Origin of the sequence: Oceanihabitans sp. 2_MG-2023 (assembly GCF_030547245.1) — a bacterium.
GTDB lineage: Bacteria > Bacteroidota > Bacteroidia > Flavobacteriales > Flavobacteriaceae > Oceanihabitans.
This window is the reverse complement of record NZ_JAUOQT010000001.1, coordinates 341,070-362,971: the sequence shown is the minus strand read 5'-3', so window position 1 is coordinate 362,971 and position 21,902 is coordinate 341,070. Positions and strand designations below refer to the sequence as shown.

General features: G+C 30.7%; 15 protein-coding genes. 7 read left to right on the top strand and 8 right to left on the bottom strand.

Annotated features, from left to right (window positions below; genetic code table 11):
* The first annotated feature begins 44 nt into the window (after positions 1-44).
* The 3 genes from Q4512_RS01565 to Q4512_RS01555 all read left to right on the top strand — a co-directional run bounded on the left by Q4512_RS01565 (position 45) and on the right by Q4512_RS01555 (position 2,846).
* Positions 45-1,187, top strand: a complete 1,143-nt coding sequence (locus Q4512_RS01565) for a methionine aminotransferase (protein WP_303420899.1) — start codon at positions 45-47, stop codon at positions 1,185-1,187.
* Positions 1,188-1,246: 59 nt separating this feature from the next.
* Positions 1,247-1,801, top strand: coding sequence for a hypothetical protein (locus tag Q4512_RS01560; protein ID WP_303420897.1), 555 nt, complete (start codon positions 1,247-1,249; stop codon positions 1,799-1,801).
* 262 nt (positions 1,802-2,063) lie between these two features.
* The gene (locus Q4512_RS01555) at positions 2,064-2,846 is read left to right on the top strand and encodes an amidohydrolase (protein ID WP_303420895.1); all 783 of its coding nucleotides are present in this window, start codon (positions 2,064-2,066) and stop codon (positions 2,844-2,846) included.
* Here the strand turns inward: Q4512_RS01555 and Q4512_RS01550 are convergent.
* Positions 2,830-4,452, bottom strand: coding sequence for an Ig-like domain-containing protein (locus tag Q4512_RS01550; RefSeq protein WP_303420893.1), 1,623 nt, complete (start codon positions 4,450-4,452; stop codon positions 2,830-2,832). The genes Q4512_RS01555 and Q4512_RS01550 overlap by 17 nt on opposite strands.
* Positions 4,453-4,498: 46 nt before the next feature.
* Positions 4,499-5,176 (bottom strand): ComF family protein, encoded by a 678-nt coding sequence (locus tag Q4512_RS01545; protein ID WP_303420887.1) that lies wholly within the window; start codon positions 5,174-5,176, stop codon positions 4,499-4,501.
* A gap of 131 nt (positions 5,177-5,307) precedes the next feature.
* Between Q4512_RS01545 and Q4512_RS01540 the strand changes: the two genes are divergently transcribed.
* Both Q4512_RS01540 and Q4512_RS01535 read left to right on the top strand, forming a co-directional pair.
* Positions 5,308-6,189 (top strand): hypothetical protein, encoded by an 882-nt coding sequence (locus Q4512_RS01540; RefSeq protein ID WP_303420885.1) that lies wholly within the window; start codon positions 5,308-5,310, stop codon positions 6,187-6,189.
* A 66-nt stretch (positions 6,190-6,255) separates the two neighbouring features.
* Positions 6,256-7,797: a glycine--tRNA ligase gene (locus Q4512_RS01535; RefSeq protein ID WP_303420883.1), complete on the top strand. Its 1,542-nt coding sequence runs from the start codon at positions 6,256-6,258 to the stop codon at positions 7,795-7,797.
* 87 nt (positions 7,798-7,884) lie between these two features.
* On the opposite strand, the gene Q4512_RS01530 is transcribed toward Q4512_RS01535, so the two are convergent.
* From Q4512_RS01530 to Q4512_RS01505, 6 genes are all read right to left on the bottom strand, one after another.
* Positions 7,885-8,466, bottom strand: coding sequence for a DUF3575 domain-containing protein (locus tag Q4512_RS01530; RefSeq protein ID WP_303420877.1), 582 nt, complete (start codon positions 8,464-8,466; stop codon positions 7,885-7,887).
* Positions 8,467-8,561: 95 nt separating this feature from the next.
* Complete coding sequence (locus Q4512_RS01525) at positions 8,562-10,535, bottom strand: heavy metal translocating P-type ATPase (RefSeq protein ID WP_303420876.1); 1,974 nt, start codon at positions 10,533-10,535, stop codon at positions 8,562-8,564.
* A 31-nt stretch (positions 10,536-10,566) separates the two neighbouring features.
* Positions 10,567-11,703 carry an efflux RND transporter periplasmic adaptor subunit gene (locus Q4512_RS01520; protein WP_303420875.1) on the bottom strand — a complete coding sequence of 379 codons (1,137 nt, stop codon included), beginning with the start codon at positions 11,701-11,703 and terminating at the stop codon, positions 10,567-10,569.
* A gap of 3 nt (positions 11,704-11,706) precedes the next feature.
* Positions 11,707-16,020, bottom strand: a complete 4,314-nt coding sequence (locus Q4512_RS01515; protein ID WP_303420874.1) for a CusA/CzcA family heavy metal efflux RND transporter — start codon at positions 16,018-16,020, stop codon at positions 11,707-11,709.
* A 66-nt stretch (positions 16,021-16,086) separates the two neighbouring features.
* On the bottom strand, positions 16,087-16,476 hold the full coding sequence (locus Q4512_RS01510) for a hypothetical protein (RefSeq protein ID WP_303420856.1): 390 nt from the start codon (positions 16,474-16,476) through the stop codon (positions 16,087-16,089).
* Between the two features lie 59 nt (positions 16,477-16,535).
* Positions 16,536-19,958 (bottom strand): hypothetical protein, encoded by a 3,423-nt coding sequence (locus Q4512_RS01505; RefSeq protein WP_303420855.1) that lies wholly within the window; start codon positions 19,956-19,958, stop codon positions 16,536-16,538.
* Positions 19,959-20,091: 133 nt separating this feature from the next.
* Here Q4512_RS01505 and Q4512_RS01500 point away from each other — a divergent pair, with 133 nt between their 5' ends.
* Together Q4512_RS01500 and Q4512_RS01495 are read left to right on the top strand one after the other, a co-directional pair.
* A complete protein-coding gene (locus Q4512_RS01500) occupies positions 20,092-20,853 on the top strand; it encodes an exodeoxyribonuclease III (protein WP_303420854.1) in 762 nt (253 codons plus the stop codon).
* A gap of 62 nt (positions 20,854-20,915) precedes the next feature.
* Positions 20,916-21,875, top strand: coding sequence for an OmpA family protein (locus Q4512_RS01495; protein ID WP_303420853.1), 960 nt, complete (start codon positions 20,916-20,918; stop codon positions 21,873-21,875).
* The last annotated feature ends 27 nt before the right edge of the window (positions 21,876-21,902 follow it).

The following is a 21,902-nucleotide window of genomic DNA, read 5'->3' as shown; positions in this document are numbered from 1 at the left end:
AAATCTTAAAAATAATATAGCTTAAACTAACTATCTTTATCCTTATGAAACATATATCTAAGCTCCCTAATGTTGGTACTACTATTTTTACGGTAATGAGTGCTTTAGCAAACCAACATGGCGCTATTAATTTATCGCAAGGATTTCCAAACTTTCATAGTGATCCACAATTAATGGATTTTGTTAATCAAGCGATGCGTTCTGGTTACAATCAATATGCACCAATGCCAGGAAATTTAGAGTTAACTAAAGCCATTGCAAATAAGTTTGCTTTGCTTTACAATTCAAGCTATCATCCAGAAACAGAAATAACGGTTACTGCTGGAGCAACACAGGCAATTTTTACCATAATTTCGGCTTTTATTAAGCCTGAAGACGAAGTTATTATTTTTAAACCAGCTTACGATTGTTATCAACCTGCAATCGAATTGCAAGGAGCAAAAACTATTTCAATACAATTAAATGCACCCAATTATAAAATAGATTGGAATACTGTAAAGGAGCAAATTACTAGTAAAACTAAAATGATTATTATTAATACACCACATAATCCTAGTGGAAGTGTTCTTGCTGAAGCCGATTTGTTACAACTTCAAGAATTAACTAAAGACACCAATATTATAGTATTGAGTGATGAAGTGTATGAACACATTATTTTTGATGAAGAAAAACACCAAAGTGTATGTTTATTTCCAGCTTTAAAAGCTAGAAGTTTTATAACTGCTTCCTTTGGGAAAACCTTTCATAATACGGGTTGGAAAATGGGATATTGTTGCGCACCTAAAGAACTTATGGCTGAGTTTAGAAAAGTGCATCAGTTTAATGTGTTTTCGGTAAATCATCCGATGCAAAAAGGTTTGGCAGATTATTTAAAAGAACCAAATAATTATTTAGAGCTTTCTAGTTTTTTTCAAGAAAAGCGAGATTTGTTTTTAAGTTGTATAAAAGATTCTCGGTTTAAATATAAACCAGCGAAAGGAACCTATTTTCAGGTTTTAGATTTTTCTGAAATTACTAGTGAATATGATATCGATTTTGCGAAACGCTTAACGGTTGAAAATGGTCTAGCCTCAATTCCATTATCGGTTTTTAACGATAATAATAAAGATGATAAAGTTTTGCGTTTTTGTTTCGCAAAAACAAAGGATACTTTAAAGCAAGCTGCAGCAATTTTAAATAAAATTTAGAAATTCTGTTTAATTTGGCAATATCTTTGCAATCCTAAATTAAATAATAAAATAAAACCATGAAAAAAATATTAGCATTAGTATTCCTATTCAGTATAAGCATTTCTATTACTGCTCAAGAAGTAAAAATTAACGAACAAGCATATACCGTTAAAGGAGATGAAATTTATGCAGGAGGTAAAGATGTTACGAATACATTAAGTGAAGAAATTATTCAAGAAATTAATGCTGCTGCTGCTGGAATACGTGTCGAAGAAGCCGCTAAAAAAGCAATAGAAAAAGCAGATAAAGCTGAAAAAGAAGCAAAAGAAGAGAAAATCAAAAAAGCTCAAAAAGAAGAAGAAAAACGAGAAAAAGAGCTAAAAAAGAATGAAAAAGAATTAAAAAAGGCCGAAAAGAAACAAAAACAAGCAGAAAAGGCTTTAAAGAAAAAAGAAAAAGCTCAAAAATCTTTTGATAGTGCAAATAAGAAATTAGAAAGTGCTCAAAAAAAATACGACAAACTTAAATATAAAGGAAAACTTTCTCCTCAAGAGGAAACAAAATGGCTTAAAAAACTAGATGATCTTCATAAGGATATTGATAAAGCGGATAAAAAATTAAGAAAGATTTAATTTAAAATAGCGAACAAAATTCAAACCCAGATGTATAAGGTAAAAAGATATGTCTGGGTTTTTTTAATTCGAATCACATCTGTTTTTTACTAAAAGCTAAATCTAAATAGTTTTTAAAGTCTTCCGGATTGTTGTCTTTTTAAAAGCATCAATAAATGTCTTTCTTGATATTTGTGATATCAAACTCAAATGCTTTGTAGTACATCTTGTAAAAGTTACATTCATAATTTTAAAATTAGTAAAAATGAAGTACTTTTAAGGTATGCAAGAAAAACTAAAAATAGCACTAGTTCAGTCGGATTTAATTTGGGAAAACCCAAAAGAAAACAGATTGCATTTTACTAATAAAATAAAAGCTTTAGAAACGCAAGTTGATCTTATTATCCTTCCAGAAATGTTTACTACAGGCTTTACAATGCATGCATCTACTTATGCAGAAACAATGCAAGGAGAATCGGTAAGTTGGATGTTAGAAATGGCAAAAACAAATAATACTGCTATTGTTGGAAGTCTTATTATAGCAGAAGAGAATAAATACTATAATCGACTTTTATTTGTGCAGCCTGATGCTAAAGTAATAATATATGATAAACGACATACATTTACACTTGCTGGCGAAGATAAAGTATATCAAGCTGGAAATATAAAAGTAATAGTAGATTATAAAGGTTGGAAAATTTGTCCTTTAATTTGTTACGATTTGCGTTTCCCAGTTTGGGCTAGAAACACCGAAAATTATGATTTATTATTATATGTTGCGAATTGGCCAAAACCAAGAATTACAGCTTGGGATGCTTTACTAAAAGCTAGAGCAATTGAAAATATGACGTATTGTGTTGGTGTAAATAGAGTTGGTTTCGATATTAATAGGTATGAATACTCTGGTAGTTCAGCAGTGTATAATGTGCTAGGAGAAAAAGTCTCTAATATCGTTTTAGGAATGGAGCAGACTGAAGTTGTAACTCTAGATAAAAATCACATTAAAAAGCATAGAGATAAATTACAGTTTTTAGGAGATAAAGATCATTTTAATCTAAAAGTGTAAAATCTATTATTGGATCCCAATTAGCGCGAACTTCAATAACTTCGTTAAAATGACTAATACGTTCCGCTTGTTGCTTTTTTAGATAGTTACCAGAGTCGTATTTTTTATTTTTATTTGCGTCAAAAACTACTCGTAAATAATATTTAGCAGGATCTAAATATCTAAAATCTAAAGGTTCTGGTTTTGTGCTATATACTTCAAATTTCACTTCGCCTTTATCGTTTGTTAGTTGCGCTATTATTGGGTATTTCGCATTATATAAGGTTACTCTCACATTTCCATAATCTGCAAAGTTTTTTGTGTTTACCTTGTAGTTTAACGTATCATTTTTATTGTTGAAAAAATCGGTAAATGCTTCTGGTAGAATTTGTATACTATATTTGTTGTCTTCCGTTTTATCAAAAGCTAAAGCGTAGGTATTTGCGAGTGTATCTAATGTTGTTTTGTATGCTATTTTAATAGAGTCTTTATCTAAAATAGTAAGTTTTTTTTCATCAAATTCAATAAGTGGTGTGTTTGCAGTAATCTTAAAGTCATCCTCAAAATTTATGCTTCCTTTTGAAAGTGCCCCAATTATTAAAGTGTCTTTTGGTTGTTCGCTTATTTTTACTGTAAAATTTTCTGTGTATTTTTTGTTTTTCACTGTAAAAAGTAAAGAGTCTGTGTCCTTAAATCTAGGAGTGTACCAATAATTTAATGAATCTGTTTTAGGGTCTTTTGTAATGGTATATTTAAAATCTTCAGGTACAACAGAAGTAATTTTAATTTCTGTGTTTTTATAATCTCCTTGATAACCAAAAGCTATTTTTTCACCAGCCACTAATCGTGGTCTAATGACAGTAAAATCTGGTTCTTCTTTAAATAATTTTATAGTAAATGTAGTGTCTGTAGGTACTGTAATATAGTCTTTTACAAAGCCGATCTTATCTGTTAATTGTTGAAATTTATTGTCTTCATTAGTGTCTTTTAAAGCAACAAGCATATACTTTCCAGCTTTAATGTTGTCTATACTAAAAGTAGTAGTGCTATCTAAAGTGTTTGTTACGTATTTAGGTAGTTTATTATAAACTATAGAATCATTAAAAGTACTGTCTATTTCATATAAACGTACAGATACAAAATCTTCAGGTTTACGTAAAGCAGCATCTAAAATTTCACCTTTAACCGAAAGCGAATCAATATAACTTCCAGTAGATAATATATATTTATAATACGAATACGGGTTTTCTTCGTTGTTATCTGTTATGCTATTTCCAAAGTTAAAGGCATACGTTGTGTTTTCTAATAAAGTGTCATTAATTTTAATAGTAATGTATTTGCTTGCTGTACCAAGAGGAGTTACTTCTGGGGCAGGATCCATTGGTGGAGAAATAATAAGCTGTTTAGACAGGTTTTTAATTTTTACATACTCATCAAAATAAATTTTAATTTCTTTTCCATTAAAATTTGTAACATAATTTTCTGGAGTAGATTTAACTATTTTTGGAGGAGTAATATCTTTAGGCCCTCCAGAAGGGTTTCCTCTGTTAGCACAACTAATTATAATTAAACCTATTGTTATACTAAAAATTAAATTGGAAAGCTTTTTACGCATTATAAATTTCATGATTTTGTACAAAGTAACAACATATTTACCATTAACAAAATAGCTATTACACGATTGCTATACTTGCTATGCTTATTTTAACATTTTTAGCTCTATTTAACACTTGTATACAGGATTCTAAGGTTGCTCCCGTTGTAATAATATCATCTACAAGCAAAATATGTTTGTTTTCTATTAGTGCGATATTTTCTATAGCAAAGAGTTCATGATTTGTTTGCCAACGCGCAAATCGTTTTTTGGTTACTTGAGATTTAGTATTTGTTATTTTTATTAAAGAGGAGTCATTATATTCTATTTGTAAACCTTTAGCCATTTCTTGACCAAATTTTGCTACCTGATTATATCCTCTTTTTTTTAGTTTCTTTTTATGCAAAGGAACAGGAATAACGACATCTACATTCTTGTATGCAGGTATATCCTTTAATTCGTTACTAAGCCATTGGCCTAAAAATACACCTATTTCTTCATGACCTCTATATTTTAAATTGTGAATTAGCTGTTGTACAATACCTTTTTTTTCATAGCGAAGTAAAGCAGTTGCTTGTTCTACTTTTGCACGTCCATAAAATATTTTTTCAACAGTATTGTTTGCATTAAAATGATAATTAGTAATTGGTAAATTATGTCTACAGGAAGTGCAAACATACATTTCAGAATCTTGTAAATGCATATAACAAGCATAACATACTTTTGGAAAAAATAAATCAAGAACCGCTTTAAACATAATATTAAACTTACAAAAATTAATACTAAAAGACTAAAGAAATTGCTTCAACAATTATTTTAGATACTTTAACGATTAAAATAAAATATATTAAACTAAATATTTAGCTTAGTATTTGTAAAATAAATAATATGCTAGTTTTCCCTCAAACTTTTAACTACAGATTAATTATTGGTACATTGGTAATAGCAATTGCTATTTTAGGATCTTATAGTATTTCCAGTTTTAATTCATTTAAAAATCAAAAAGAATTTTTAGCACAAGAAACAAAACTTGTACAGCATGAATTAACGGAAATGATTTCACTTTATAATGATGTTTCTATTGAAAACGAATTTGTAAAAACAAAATTAGAAGTATCTAAATCTAAGGTGGAAACTATTTTAAGTGATATAGAAGAAAAGAAAACCAATTTATCATTAATATCTAAATACAGAAGTCAAATAAACACTCTTAAAAACGAGAGAGAAGTTATTTTTGACCAAATCGATTCCCTTGTTCGCGATAATAAAATATTAAATTTAAAGGTAGACTCTGTTTCAAAACAATTTGAAAATCAAAAACTAGAAATAGCTAGTTTATTCAAAAAAAATGAAAAGTTAAATACTATTATTAACAAAACAGGAAAGCTTAAAGCGAATAATATAAAAGTGAAGGCGTTAACAATTCGCTACTCTAAAGTTTACGAAACCCATAAATTAAGTGAAGTAGATCAATTTGAAGTATGTGTCGTACTCGATGGTAATACAGCAGCAGATAAAGGAAATAAAAATATTTATGTTCAGATTTTAGACGCTAAAGATCAAATTGTGTCCGAAAGAGGGATTTTAAACCATGAAGGATTAAAAATTAGATATAGCGGAAAAACAACTATAAAAAACATTTCGGAACAAATTACTGCTTGCCTAAAAATAAGTATTAAAAACAAAGAAAAACTAAACCCTGGGATTTATAATATAGATGTATTTCAAAATGCAACTTTAATAGGAAGTAGTTCCATTCAATTAATTTAAAAAATAACTCATAATTTTTTAAAAACCATTCCATTAATATGGAGTGGTTTTTTACTTTTGCAATCTATGGCAAATCAAGACGATCAATTTAAAAAAGTAATCTCTCACGCAAAAGAGTATGGTTACGTTTTCCAGAGTAGTGAAATTTACGATGGATTAAGTGCAGTATACGACTATGCTCAAAATGGAGCAGAGCTTAAAAAGAACATTCGAGACTATTGGTGGAAAGCCATGGTGCAAATGCATGATAATATAGTTGGTATAGATGCGGCAATTTTTATGCATCCAACAACATGGAAAGCTTCTGGTCACGTAGATGCTTTTAGCGATCCTTTAATAGATAACAAAGATTCTAAAAAAAGATATCGTGCAGATGTTTTAGTGGAAGATTATTGTGCAAAAATTGAAACAAAAATTGAAAAGGAAGTTAAAAAAGCTGAAAAACGTTTTGGAGAAGCTTTTAATAAAGAAGAATTTCTTGCAACTAACGGAAGAGTTTTAGGATATCAAGAAAAGATAGATACTATTTTAAAGCGCTTAGGAAAATCTTTAGAAGCAGAAGATTTAGCAGATGTAAAAGCTTTAATTGAAGAATTAGAGATAGCTTGTCCTTTAAGTGGTTCAAGAAATTGGACAGATGTGAAACAGTTTAACCTTATGTTTGGTACCAAACTTGGTGCTTCTGCAGAAACAGCAATGGATTTGTATTTACGACCAGAAACTGCACAAGGTATTTTTGTAAACTTCTTAAATGTACAAAAAACAGGGAGAATGAAAATTCCGTTTGGTATCGCACAAACAGGAAAAGCATTTAGAAATGAGATTGTTGCAAGGCAATTTATTTTTAGAATGCGTGAGTTTGAGCAAATGGAAATGCAATTCTTTATTAAACCAGGAACACAAAAGGAATGGTTTGATACCTGGAAAGATACTAGATTGAAATGGCATCTTTCTTTAGGGATGGGAGCAGATAACTATCGTTTTCATGATCATGAAAAATTAGCTCATTATGCAGATGCTGCTACAGATATTGAATTTAAATTCCCTTTCGGTTTTAAAGAGTTAGAAGGTATACATTCTCGTACCGATTTCGATTTAAAACAGCACGAAGAATTTTCAGGAAAAAAATTACAGTATTTCGATCATGAAGAAAATGCAAGTTATACACCTTACGTCTTAGAAACATCTATTGGTTTAGATAGAATGTTTTTAGCAGTATTTTCAAATTCTTTAATGGAAGAAGAATTAGAAAATAATACTACAAGAACCGTTTTAAAATTACCAGCAGTTTTAGCTCCTGTAAAAGCAGCCGTTTTTCCTTTGGTGAAAAAGGATGGTTTACCAGAAGTAGCAAAACAAATTGTAGAGGATTTAAAATGGGATTTTAATGTGTTTTATGACGAAAAAGATGCTGTAGGAAAACGTTACAGACGTCAAGATGCAAACGGAACACCATTTTGTATTACTGTAGATCATGATACTTTAAAGGATAACACAGTAACCATAAGACACAGAGATACTATGGAACAAAAACGTGTAAAGATTGAAGATTTAAAAGATTTAATTAAAGCTGAGGTAGATGTAAAACATTGGCTACAGAAGATGTAATAAATTCTTGTGAAAGCAATAATCTTATAAAACAAAAGCCCAAGTTTTAAAACTTGGGCTTTTTAAATTTTACAAGTATTTTTTATGTTAAAACCTCCAACCAAGTGTTGTACCTAGTCTTGGTACAAATTCTGAACCAACATCGTTGTTAGAAGTAGATATGTTTCTACCAACACCACCAAATACTTCAAATAAGAAGCCTTTTTTGCTTACGAATTTTCCGCCAACTGCCATACCAAATGCTAGGTTGTTAGATGTTTCATCGGTGTAAATATATTCGTAGTCATCATTAAAGGAGTTGTAAATATAATCTTCATCCGTATCTTCTTGTATGCTATACATTCCAAAGGCTTCTAAGAAAAATCCCCATGCGTACTTGCTAGAAAAGTAACGTCTATAATATGGAGTAAATGCAAATTTTTCGTTGTAAATAGGTCCGTCTTCAAATTCTCTGTCTTCTCTATTTTGTAAATTAAAAAGAACAGAAGCTCCTACTGAAGATTCAGAATCAATTAAATATTCATAAGAAAAATCTACAGCTTTAAAGACTATAAGGTTAAATGCATTTACTTTAATTTCACTGTGTTTTACTTTTTCTTTTTGCATATCCTGTTGCGCAAAAGTGGCAAAGGAGCAAAATAGTATTAATCCTAAAAGGGCATTTTTCATTTGTTTGTTTTTTAAAATTCTTTTTAATCTAATCAAAAGTCATACCATTAGTAGATGGTAAAAGTATGAAAAGGTTGCGTGAAATTCATTTATTTTTAATCCTCTCTATATGCTAATAATCTTAAAGCATTTAAAACAACAACAACAGTTGATCCTTCATGAAATAAAACGGCGACCCCAATATTAGTTAGTCCTAAAATGGTTACAGGAACAAGTATTGCAACGACACCTAAACTTATAAAAATGTTTTCTTTAATGATTTTTTTAGACGCTCTGCTTAAACCAATTACAAAGGGTAAGTTTTCGATTTTATCCGACATTAAGGCAACATCTGCAGTTTCTAAAGCGACATCACTTCCTGCAGCTCCCATTGCAATACTTACAGTGCTTAAAGCCATTGCAGGAGCATCATTTACACCATCTCCAACCATTGCTATTTTGCCATCTGTTGTCATTAAATTTTTAATAGCACTCACTTTATCTTCTGGCAATAGGTTTCCTTTTGCTTCTGTTAAACCTATTTGTTTTGCAATAGCATTTCCAACATTTTGATGGTCTCCAGTTAACATAATCATGCGTTTTATTCCAATGCTCTTTAACTTTTTAAGTGTGTTTGCTGCTGTTTCTCTTGGTGTATCCATAACGCTAATTATACCAATAACTTCCTTTTTAAAAGCGACAAGCATTACTGTGTTTCCATTTTCTAACAGCGTTTCCATTTTGGTTTTTATAGTATCCTTTACTTCAATTTCTTTGTCTTGTAGTAACTTTAAATTACCAATAAAAGCATTTGTGTTGTTATATAATGCAGAAATTCCTTTTCCTTGAATGGCTTCCATGTTTTTTGCAATACCTTTAAAACTTAAATTATGTAGTTTTTTAATGTCTTTAGCAATTGCTTTTGCTAATGGATGATTACTCAGACTCTCTACCTCTAAAACTATTTGTAAAAACTCTTTTTCTTCAAAATTGTTTAATGCAATTACATGGGTTAGTTTTGGTTTACCTTCGGTTAAAGTTCCTGTTTTATCAAATGCAATGGTACTAATACTTCCTAAGTCTTCTAAAGCTTTTCCACCTTTTATTAAAACGCCTTTTTGAGCAGCTCTAGCAATACCACTAAGTACAGCGCTTGGTGTAGAAATTGCCAAAGCACAAGGACTTGCTGCTACTAAAACAGTTATTGCTCTGTATAGACTTTGGTTAAAAGATTCGTCTATAATTAAATAAGCAAAACATAAAAGTGTGACTACAATTATCACTATTGGAACATACCATTTTTCAAACTTTTTGGTTAATCTTTGTGTTGGTGATTTTTGAGTTTCTACCTCACTCACCATTTTAATTAATCGCGCAACTGTAGAGTCTTGACTTAGTTTTAAAACCCGTACTTCAATATTATTATCGCCATTTATAGTGCCTGTAAATACAATGTGTTTTTTGTTAATATGTTTAAACTCGGGTAAGTTCTTTGTTGAAGCAATTGCAGTTTTATCAACAGGCATGCTCTCTCCTGTAATTGGAGCTTGATTAATGCTGCTGTTTCCGGAAAGAATAACACCATCTGCAGCAATTTTGGTGTTTGGTTTAACCACAATAATGTCACCAATTTTTAAGTCTTCAATTGGTATTTCAATAATTTGATTTCCTTTTTTTATAAGTGCTTTTTTGGGAGATAAATCGCTTAAAGCTTCGATAGACTTTTTAGCTTTATTCATAGCATAATGCTCTAAAGCATGACCTAAACTAAATAAAAATAATAATAAAGCGCCTTCAGTCCAACTACCAATGTATGCAGCTCCAATGGCTGCAGCTATCATTAAAAAATCAATATCAAAACCAGCTTTAATTATTTTTTTATAGGCTTCAATAGTAAGGAAATAACCTCCAAATAGATAAGCTATTAGATAGTTAATTAAAGAAATTGTGAAAGGTAAATCTGCTAACTTTTCAATACCAAACCCAATAACCAAAAAAGTACCACAAAGAATTGCAAAATAAAGTTCTGTTTTTTTACCAAAAATTAAATTTTGGCTGTGGTTGTGTGAGTCGATTTTAATGTTATTCATTTAATTATTATAGCTTTTTAGCTTTGAGACTTTATTCACTTTCGCTATTATTTAGTAGCATAGTTGTGCCTTTAATAACTATTTGTTTGTCTTTTAAAGCTTCGGTATTTAAAACCTCAATGTTTGTTTCTGTTTGTTTTCCTATGTTTAATTTTACTTTCTCTAAATGATATTCTTTGTCCTTTTTTTCTTCTAAAATTAAAACAAAAAAATCATTATCAACTTTCATTATTGCTTCTTTTGGTAAACCTTTTCCTTTATTAGTTTCCACAATAATTGCTGCATCTACAAACATACCAACAATAAAATTTTCTTTATCCTCATCTACATGTGCATGTACTTTTATTCGTCTAGTTTGCTCATCAATGGTAGTGCCAACTAAATGTACTTCTGCTTCATAAGTTTTATCTGATGCTTCAGGAATTTTAAACCATATTTTCTGGTCTTTTTTAACTTTCATTACGTCTTTTTCAAAGACAGATAATTCTAAATGTATATGATTTATATCCATAATTTCCATAATTACATCACTCGGTGAAATGTAAGTTCCGTTACTAACATTAACTTTTGTAACATTCCCAGCTATTGGTGCATATAAGTTTATAGTAGAAGATATTTGACCTTGTTCTACATGATCTGGATTGATGTTCATCATTTGTAATTTTTTACGCAAACCATTATAATGTGCAAGGTTACTTTTGTAATCACTTTCGGCTTTTAAATAGTTCTTTTCTGAAGTGATTTTTTCATTAAACAAGGTTTTTTGTCTATTGAATTCTGATTTTAAATAATTTAATTTTTCGACAACTTCTAAATAGTTTTGTTGAATTTCAACAAATTCTGTGTTTTTTAAGGTTACTAAAAGTTGTCCTTTTTTTACGCGATCTCCAATTAATAAAGGTGTTTTAGTAATAAAACCTCCTATTAAAGTAGTAATGCTTGACTTGTTGTTTGGTGGCACATCAATCATTCCGTTTACATTTACGGTTTCATTAAAATCGTATTCGGCTAATGTGCCAAATGCCATTTTTTCACCTTCAAATTGTGCTTTTGTAATGGTGATTTTATCAGATTGTACTTGATTACCTAAAACTAGCTTTTCTTTTTTTTCTGAATTTCCGCAGGCTACAAAAACCATGGAAAATAATAGGATGTATATGTTCTTCATTTTTTATAATGTTAAGTGGTTAATGGTGATTACAGTTTGGTTGTATTGGTTTAACTGCACTAAATAATCCAGTTGAATATCTTTTGCAGTTTCTAAACTTTGAATGTATTGAAAGAAGTCGATTTCCCCTTCTTTAAAAGTTCGAATTGCAGTTTTTATAATTTGTTCAGAAAGTATTTTTCCTTGTGTTTCATAATATTGAATAGCTTCTTCATACTGCTGAAGCTTTGCCAATAACGAATGATATTCTGCATTTAATTTGGTTTGATAATCTTGTTTTTGTTCTAAAATGACATCTTGAGCAATTTTTGAAGCTTTAATTTTGGAGCGTTGACCACCAAATAAAATTGGAATTTTAACTCCTAATTGATAGCCTTTAATGTTATCATTTAATTCGTTGTTAGTTCCTTGAAAATATGCCGCATTTAAATCAGGTAACAGACTTTGCTTTTCTAATTTTACTTGTGCTTTCTGGTAATTTATAGAAGCATAAAAAACCGATAATCCAGCATCTTGATTTGCAATTAAACTTTCTACCTGTAGTTTTTTAAGTAATCCATCATCAATAGTAATAGAATCTACTTGTACTACTTTTTTAAGTTGTTCCTTATATAAACGAACCTCTAAAAGGGACTGTTTATAAAGCGTTTCTAGCTGTTTTTGTTTAGATTTAGCAGTAATCATTTCTAGATAATTGGTTTCGCCTAACTCAAAGCGACGCTCTGCTTTTCTTGCAAAATCGGTATATAAACTATCCAAATATTTATAATTTTCCGCTTTATTCTTAGCATAACTTAATTGATAATAATTAGTATAAACCTGTTTTTTAACTTGCAATAATTGCAAACTATAATTAGCTTCTTGCAGATCAACTTTAGACTGATTTCGTTTTTTTTCAGCAAAATAAACCGTTGGAAATTTAAAGTCTTGAGAAACACCAAAAATTTTTAAAGGCTTATTGTTTATAGCCAAATTACTTTCGTCGTAATTATAATACAGATCCGTTTTATCAAAAGTAAAGGCAGAACCAACGAGTGCATTTTCTTGTTCAATTTTTAATTTTTCTGCTTTTAAATTCGCATTATTTTCAATTGCTAATTCTAAAGTTTGCTGTATAGTTAGTGGTTTGTTTTGTGCTTGAGTACTAAAAGTTAATAACAAAATAACTACAGATGTAATTGTTTGTTTATTTATTTTGAGTTCCTTTTTTTCTTCAAACCAAGCATATAAAACTGGCAAAAAAATTAAGGTTAAAAAGGTTGCGGTAACTAAGCCACCAATAACTACAGTAGCTAAAGGCCGCTGTACTTCTGCTCCTGCATTTGTTGAAATTGCCATAGGTAAAAACCCTAAAGCTGCTGCTGCTGCTGTTAATAAAACAGGTCGTAAACGTTCTGATGTTCCTTTCTTAATTCGTTCTTCAATATTGTTAAAACCTTCCGCTTTTAGTTCTTTAAAATGTTCTATTAAAACAATTCCGTTAAGTACTGCAATACCAAATAATGCAATAAAACCAACTCCTGCAGAAATACTAAAAGGTAAATCTCTTAACCATAATAATAATACACCTCCAACTGCAGAAAGCGGAATTGCAGAATACACAATTAAGGCTTCTTTTATAGAGTTAAATGCAAAGTAAAGCATGATAAAAATAAGTATTAAAGCTACAGGAACTGCTACTAATAATCTGTCTTTTGCACTTTGTAGGTTTTCAAACTGTCCTCCATAGGTTATGCTATAACCAACAGGTAATTTTAACTTGCTTTCAATAATTTGTTGTACATCATTTACAACCGATTGTAAGTCTCTGTTTCTAACATTAATACCAACAACAATACGGCGTTTGGTGTCATCTCTAGAAATTTGCGCAGGACCAGAAGTATAACTAATTGCTGCTAATTCGCGAAGCGGAATTTTATTCCCATTAGGAGTGTCTACATATAGATTTTGAAGACTTCCCAGGTTTTTTCTATTGTTTTCTTGCAAACGAAGCACTAAGTCAAAACGTTTTTCTCCTTCATAAACACTTCCAATAGATGTACCTGCAAAACCCATAGAAATAATTTTGTTTAAATCATGAATGTTTAATCCGTAACGTGCAATTTTACTTCGGTTGAATTGGATACTCATTTGAGGTAAACCCGCTACTTTTTCAACCGAAATATCTGCAGCTCCTTCTACATTTTCAATTAAAGATTTTATTTCATCTGCTTTGTTTGCTAAAACGCTTAAGTCTTCACCAAAAATTTTAATAGCAACATCTGCTCTAACACCAGTTACTAGCTCGTTAAATCGCATTTCAATGGGTTGTGTAAACTCGACTTCCATTCCTGGAATAACGGTTAATGCTTCTTTAAACTTATCTGCTAATTCGTCTTTACTTTTTGCAGAAGTCCATTCTTTTTTAGGTTTTAGTTTAATAATGACGTCACTTTCTTCCATAGACATTGGATCTGTTGGTACTTCAGCAGCTCCAATACGTGTAACTACTTGTTCTACTTCAGGAAAATTATCTAATAAAACTTGCTCAATTCTGGTGGTAATCTCTATGGTTTTGCTGAGTGATGTTCCTGTTTTTAAAACAGGTTGAATTACAAAATCACCTTCATCTAAAGTAGGTACAAATTCGCCTCCCATTTTACTAAAAATCCAAACACTTGAAGCTAATAAAACAGCTGATAATAACACTACTATTTTTTTGTTACTCAAAGCCCAATTTATAACTGGTTGGTATGCTTTATTTAGAAAATTCATTAGTCTAACCGAAATGTTTTTGCTAGATTGTTTACTAGGTTTTAAAAACAAAGAGGAAACCACAGGAACATAGGTTAAACATAAAATCATTGCTCCAATTAATGCAAAACTAAATGTCATTGCCATTGGCTTAAACATTTTGCCTTCAATACCGTTTAAAGAGAGAATTGGAATAAATACAATTAAGATAATTAATTGACCAAAAATGGCTGAATTCATCATTTTTGAGGCGCTTTTTAATGTTATTTGATCAATTTCAGATTGTTTTTCGTTTTTACTGATTTCGGAAAGATGCGCTGATTTAGACATGATTTGAAAAGCAATAAACTCTACAATAATAACTGCTCCATCAATGATAATCCCAAAATCGATTGCACCTAAACTCATTAAGTTAGCATCTACACCAAATTGACGCATTAATATAATAGCAAATAATAAACTTAACGGAATTACAGAAGCTACTACCAAACCAGACCGCCAATTACCAAGCAATAAAACCACAACAAAAACCACGATTAAAGAACCTAGTATTAAGTTTTCGGCAACTGTAAATGTGGTTTTACCAATGAGCTCGCTTCGTTCTAAAAAACCATTAATATACACGCCTTTAGGTAGCGTGCTTTGTATAGATGCTACGCGTTTTTTAACAGCATCAATCACTGCTTTAGAGTTACCATCTTTAAGCATCATGATTTGTCCTAGAACTTTTTCACCTTCACCATTTCCTGTAATAGCACCAAAACGAGTTGCGCTACCAAAACCAACATTCGCAACATCTTTAATGTATATTGGAGTACCATCATTTTTAACAACAATATTTTCAATGTCTTGTAATGAACTAACTAAACCTTCTCCTCGAATAAAAAAGGCTTGACTATTTTTTTCAATATAACCACCGCCAGAAACGCTGTTGTTTTTCTCTAAAGCATTATAAATGTCAGCAATAGAAATTTGCATAGCAGCTAACTTGTTTGGATTTATAGATACTTCATATTGTTTTAAAAATCCTCCCCAAGTATTCACTTCAACTACACCAGGAATTCCAGAAAGTTGACGCTTTACAATCCAATCTTGAATAGTTCGCAAATCGGTTGTGGTATATTTGTCTTTAAATTCCGGTTTTACATCTAAAATATATTGGTAGATTTCACCCAAACCTGTTGTAATTGGTCCCATTTCTGGTGTGCCAAAGCCATCTGGAATTTGCTCTGAAGCAGATGTTATTTTTTCAGCAATTAGTTGTCTTGGTAAAAAAGTTCCTAAATCGTCATTAAATACAATGGTAACTACCGATAAACCAAATTTTGAAACAGAACGAATTTCTTCTACTCCAGGTAAATTTGCCATTTCAAGCTCTATAGGATATGTTATAAATTGCTCTACATCCTGTGTAGATAAGTTGCGAGATGTAGTAATAACTTGTACTTGGTTATTGGTAATATCTGGTACGGCTCCTATTGGTATTTGGGTTAAAGAAAAAATTCCGAAACCGATTATAAAAGCAGTAAAAAGGAAAGTAATCAGCTTGTTTTTTAAGCTGAATTTGATGATGTTTTCTAACATAATTCATATTAATTAAGAAATAATAAATACCTGTTTTTATTTACAGGAATAAAAATCTATAATGAATTATGCTATTTTGGGAGGCTGAAAAATAGAAGGTTTTTCAGAATCTGTTATGGTTTCGGTGTAATGGAAATTAAAAGGAATTTCAATAAACTCATGATAGTTTAAATCGAAAGTATTGTGAATATTTATAAAAGAAGTATTTATATGCGTGCACATGTGATGACTATCTTTAAAAGGCAAGTCTTTATGCTCTTTATGGTCATTTTTGTGGTCATCTTTAACTTCACCATAATGTTCTGTTAAAAACTCAAAAAAAGTGTCACCATATACTTCTTTGTGAAATTGAGCATGATCCAGCAATGCTTTAACCTTAGAAATATCTTCTAGATTAATATTGAAACTCTGTATAAGAATCAAAAATGAATATGTAATTGCTAATACTTTACTCATAACGATTGCTAAATTACAAAATTAGTAATCTTTATGAGGTAACAAAAGTTACAATTGTCTTAAAAATAAGCCTTTAATTGTATGTTTCCAGTATGAATAGTTTTGCTAGTTTCTGTATTTCTGCCAAAATAACTAAGGTTTAAATCTAAGTATTTTGTTAGTTTTTTTTGTGCTAAAAAGGTCCATGTAAAGTTTTTTCCTGGTTGTAAGCCTTCTAGCATTTGGTATGCAACTGGTGAATTTGCATTTCCTGTAAAGGCGTTAGAAAAATAATTAAATTCTCCAGAAATTGCCATTTGTTGTTTGCTGGAAAAAGCAAAGGAAGCGCCATATTTTTGTTGTTTTAATGCTTCTAAGTCATTTATGGTGTTCGCTTTGTTGCTGTATTGGTAAAATATATCAAAACGAGTATTGTCATTTAATAAGTAAGAGATTTTGGGGTTTAATTGCGTTTCTTCAATATTGTAATTCTTACTTATGTAATTTTCACTTTTGCTTTCATTGGTGTTAAAGCTAGTTAATAAATTTGCCAACCAACTGTTTGCAAATTTATGATTAAAAAGAATTTGGTGGCTTTTAGCGTTTGCTTCTAGCGAACCTATAGTTAAAAGATTTCTTGAACTGTTAGTTAAAAAAGTATACGATGTTGTGTAGTGCTGTTTGCCTCTGTTGAAAAAGAAAACATTTCTAAAGTTAGACTGTAAACCAAGTTGTTTTTCTTTGTCATCTTTAAATGGGTTGAGGTTAAAAGAAGTACCTTCTCTTTTTTGTTTTCTATCGATTAAATAGGAAGTCTGATTGTAAAATTTCGATACTATTTTTTTAAAACCATTTTCACTCGAAGACCATTGTTGTGGATTTAGTGTTAGTGTTTGGCTAAATCTATTTTGATGTGTTTTTACAAATACTTGATTTGGTAATAAAACCCTTATGTAAGTACCTTGGTCTGAGAATTGTGCAATTTCAAATTCTTCTAATTCTTGAATATTGTTATTGTTATAATCGATCCAAGTATAAGCACCTTGTCCTGCTTCAACTTCTACATAAGTGAATTCTTGTTGTGCTAGGGTTCCCGAATTGGTTTCGTAAACCGTGTTCCAATGAATTATGTTTTTAAATAATTTTTGACTGAACTGCATTCTAGAATTTAAAGACTCTTCATTATCTAGGTTTGCATCCACATTTTTTAAAGTTCTATAATTTACATAAAGCGATAAATTTGTATTGTTATTTTGAATAATTTTAGAATCTACATAGTAGGTGTTAGATGTGTTTACTTTTTGAAGGTTACCAGCCATTAAACTATCATTTACTCTGTGTTTGTAACCTATTTCGGCAAAAATTTTGGTACTATCTCCAATCCCTGTGAAAACTTCATACGATTTATAGCGCTGACTTAATGCTGTGAAACTATCTGTTTCTTTGTTTTTTTGCTCATTGTTTTCTAATGATAGCCTTGTGCCAACCCAAGCATTCTTTAGGCTGTAGGTAATCCTGTTATAGGTTCTTGTAAAAGTAGAATTGTTTAGGTTTGATTCTGCATTTAATAAGCTAGAATTGGAAAGTATTTGCCATTTTTTTAAATTTAAATCCCCTAAAAAAATGTGTCTGCTTCCGTTAAAATTTTCTGAATAATTTAGGTACTCAAATTGGTACTTAGCAAATCCTTTTTTATGATGAGAAGCTTCAACGCCAGAAGCAAAAAGGGTTTGGTTGCCATTATTAATCACGTTTTGATTGGTTGTAGATTGCTCAATGTTCCAATCGCGAATAAACTCAGCATTGTATAATCGTTCAATAGTTCTAAAATTTTCTTGAATGTAATTTGCATCGGCAAATGCATGGATATTCCATAAACTATCGTTTTTAGTAATAGCTTGTTCTAGTTCTATTTTTGCTGCAAAACCATCGTTGTTGTTATCGTCTATGTTAGAAAATAAGTTCAAATCGTTTTTACTACCAGCAACTTCAAAACCAATATTTGTTTTTTTGGTTGGTGCATAGTTTCCGTTTAAAACAGCAATCTGTAATTTATTTGGAGCAACGAGTTGTGTGATAGGTTGGTAGTTTCCTTGTCCTGCTCCATTATATTCGTAAATAGTACTGATTGCATTAATACTACTCACTATATAATCTCCTTGATTATCGCCAACCAATGAAAAATTTACACTAAATAATTCATCCTCTTCATTGTTAGAAAACACAAAAGCTTCTACTCCATTTATTATTTCCTTTTTATATAATATTCTATTTTCATTATAGGCTTCTGCTGTTGCTGAAGGTGCAGTCATTAGAGTTTCGTCATCTCCTGCATTTGCTAAAATTTCGACTTGCTCACTAGATAAGTTTTGTTGCAGCGGGTTATTTTTTGCATCATTTTCACTGTATACAGAAACCCCAAGCTTTAGTTTTTCGCTTTCGTAATTACTTCCGCCATAAACAACTAGTCTAGAATAGTTTCGTTCACTGTATTGGTAGTCTACAGTAATACGCATTTCGCTTGTAATCGGGAAGGTGGCGTTAAAAATTATTTCTCCTGCATTATAATTAATAATGTAGTCTTTGTTTTCTCCTCGTTCTAAAGCAATTCCGTTTACATAAACAATTTCGCTACCAGAAACTACAAGTACAAATAATTCGCCACTTGGTCCGCGGAGTTTGTAAGGGCCTTGATTTCCTTCTTGTGCTGTGAATTGACTAGAGGTAAATTGCCCTCTAACAATGGCTCCAGCTGCAAAAATATTGGTTTTAGAATTGGAGTGGTTTAAAGTTGCACCAAGCGAAAGCCCTTGTACGCGTTTAGAAAAATTAGCAAAAGCACTATTTGTATTTTGTAAGTCTACATCACCAGCTCTTATTTTCCAATGGTCACTAAACAGTTCTATGAATACTTGGTCGAATTCGTCTAAGCGTTGCGAGTAACCACTTTCTTGTAATGGAATGTTTGCATCTTGAATAGAGGCTCTTAGTGAAACTTTATCGTTAAGTTTTCCTGTAATTTGTAAATCTAATTCGCTATTTAAAACCGAGTTTTGATTGTTTCCAATAATAACACCTCGTGAAATGCTTCCTGAAGTAGTTAAACCATCAAAAGGCGTAAATGTATTCGATTCGCTAGGTTGCTTAATTTTGTATAAAATTTGCTGATTATCGGTGTTTTCTACAATAACTTTATCGTCTAACTGTTTATAGGTTTTGGTTAAAAACGCTGGATATTTTAAGTAATTTATTTGTATGGAATCTGTTTGTATAGGTTTTTTAAAGCGCAATATTGCTTTTTTAAAATCTACAGAGTAATAGGTAGAGTCAATTATCGAGTTGTCTTTTCTTTTAATTTGAAAGTAACTCGAATTAATACTAACGCTATCTATAGCAATACTATCTTGTACAAGAACTGTTTTCGTTTTGTAATTAGATTCTTGACTTTGGGCAACTGCCGCAAAACCAATGAAAAAGATAATAAGAAAGTATGTACACTTCATGCGTTACTAAAACTACAAAAAACCTAAAATATTTTGTTGATAGTTTTTTGTTAAAAGGGCTTTAAAATTTTAGTGTAAATGTAAAGCATTATTTATTTTAGCTAAAACATAACCATTTTAAAATAATATACCATTGAAAATTATATCTTATAACGTAAACGGAATTCGCGCAGCTCTTAAAAAAGATTTTATTAAATGGCTTGAAGCTGCAAATCCAGATGTGATTTGTTTACAAGAAATAAAAGCAATAGAAGAGCAATTAGATGTAGATCTTTTTATAGAAGCTGGTTACACATATAATTATTGGTTTTCTGCACAAAAGAAAGGATATAGTGGTGTTGCTATTTTAAGTAAAACCAAACCCAATCATGTAGAATTTGGTACAGGAATAGAATCTATGGATTTTGAAGGAAGAAATATTCGAGCAGATTTTGATGGTATTTCGGTAATGAGTTTATACTTGCCTTCAGGAACTAATGCGGCAAGATTAGATCATAAATTGGAGTACATGGATATGTTTCAAGAATATATTAATAACCTAAAAAAAGAGATTCCAAATCTAGTTATCTGCGGTGATTATAATATATGTCATGAAGAAATAGATATTCATAATCCAAAAATGAAAGGCGTTTCTGGTTTTCTTCCTATTGAAAGAGAATGGATTGGTAGTTTTATAGATAGTGGTTTTGTAGATGCTTTTCGCTTTATACATCCAGAAAAACAAGAGTATAGTTGGTGGAGCTATCGTGCAAACTCAAGAGCAAATAATAAAGGTTGGCGTTTAGATTATACCATGGTGTCTAATCCATTGAAAGAAAAAATAAAAAGAAGCGTTATACTTCAAGAAGCTGTGCATAGTGATCATTGTCCAGTTTTGGTAGAAATAGAAAATTAAAGGAAATAGTAGTTAGTAACTATTTTTCAATACTAAATACTAAAATAAAACCCCAATACAATATGAAAAATAAAATAGTAATTCTTGTAATAGCTACAATTTTAGTTTCCTCCTGCGTTTCTCCAAAAGTATATAAAGACTTAGAGAGTAAGTATGCGAGTCTTAAAAAGGAAAACAAAAAACTCTCAGAAGAAAATGAATCTCTTTTAGGGGCAAATAATAAAACAGAAAATGACTATGCTACCCTTAAAAAGGATTATGATACTGCTATTGCAAACCGCGATAAATTACAAGCAGATTATAATGCGTCTAAAACAAATCTAGAAAACTTAAAGGCTTCTTACGATGCTTTAGAAAAAAACAGTTCTGCTTCTTTGGCTGAAAACTCAAAGAAAAACAGAGAGCTTTTGGCGCAATTAGAGGCTAAAGAACAAGCTTTAGAAGCAGAAAATATTAGACTTGAAAATATTAAAAGCGAACTAGAACAACGTTCTAATAGAGTTACAGAGCTAGAGAATATGATCGCATCTAAAGATGCAGCAATGACTCAATTAAAAAATGCCATTTCAAAAGCATTAACAGACTTTGATGGAAAAGGATTAACAGTAGAACAAAGAGATGGTAAGGTTTATGTTTCTATGGAAAATAAATTGCTTTTCGAATCTGGTAGCTGGGCAGTTGGTGCACAAGGTAAGAAAGCAGTACAACAATTAGGAAATGTTTTAGGCGAAAACCCAGAAATTGCAGTTTTAATCGAAGGGCATACAGATGACGATCCTTATAAAGGTACAGGTCAGATTTCTGGTAATTGGGATTTGTCTACAAAAAGAGCAACAGCAATTGTGAATATTTTAAGAGAAAATAATGCAATAGTACCAGAAAACTTAACAGCTGCAGGAAGAGGAGAATTTGCTCCAATTGCGAGTAATGAAACCGCAGAAGGAAAAGCAAAAAACAGAAGGATTGAAGTTATTTTAACTCCTAAATTAGATGAGGTTACTAAGCTACTAAATGAAATCTAATAGCTTCTCAAGATTTTTTAAACTGAA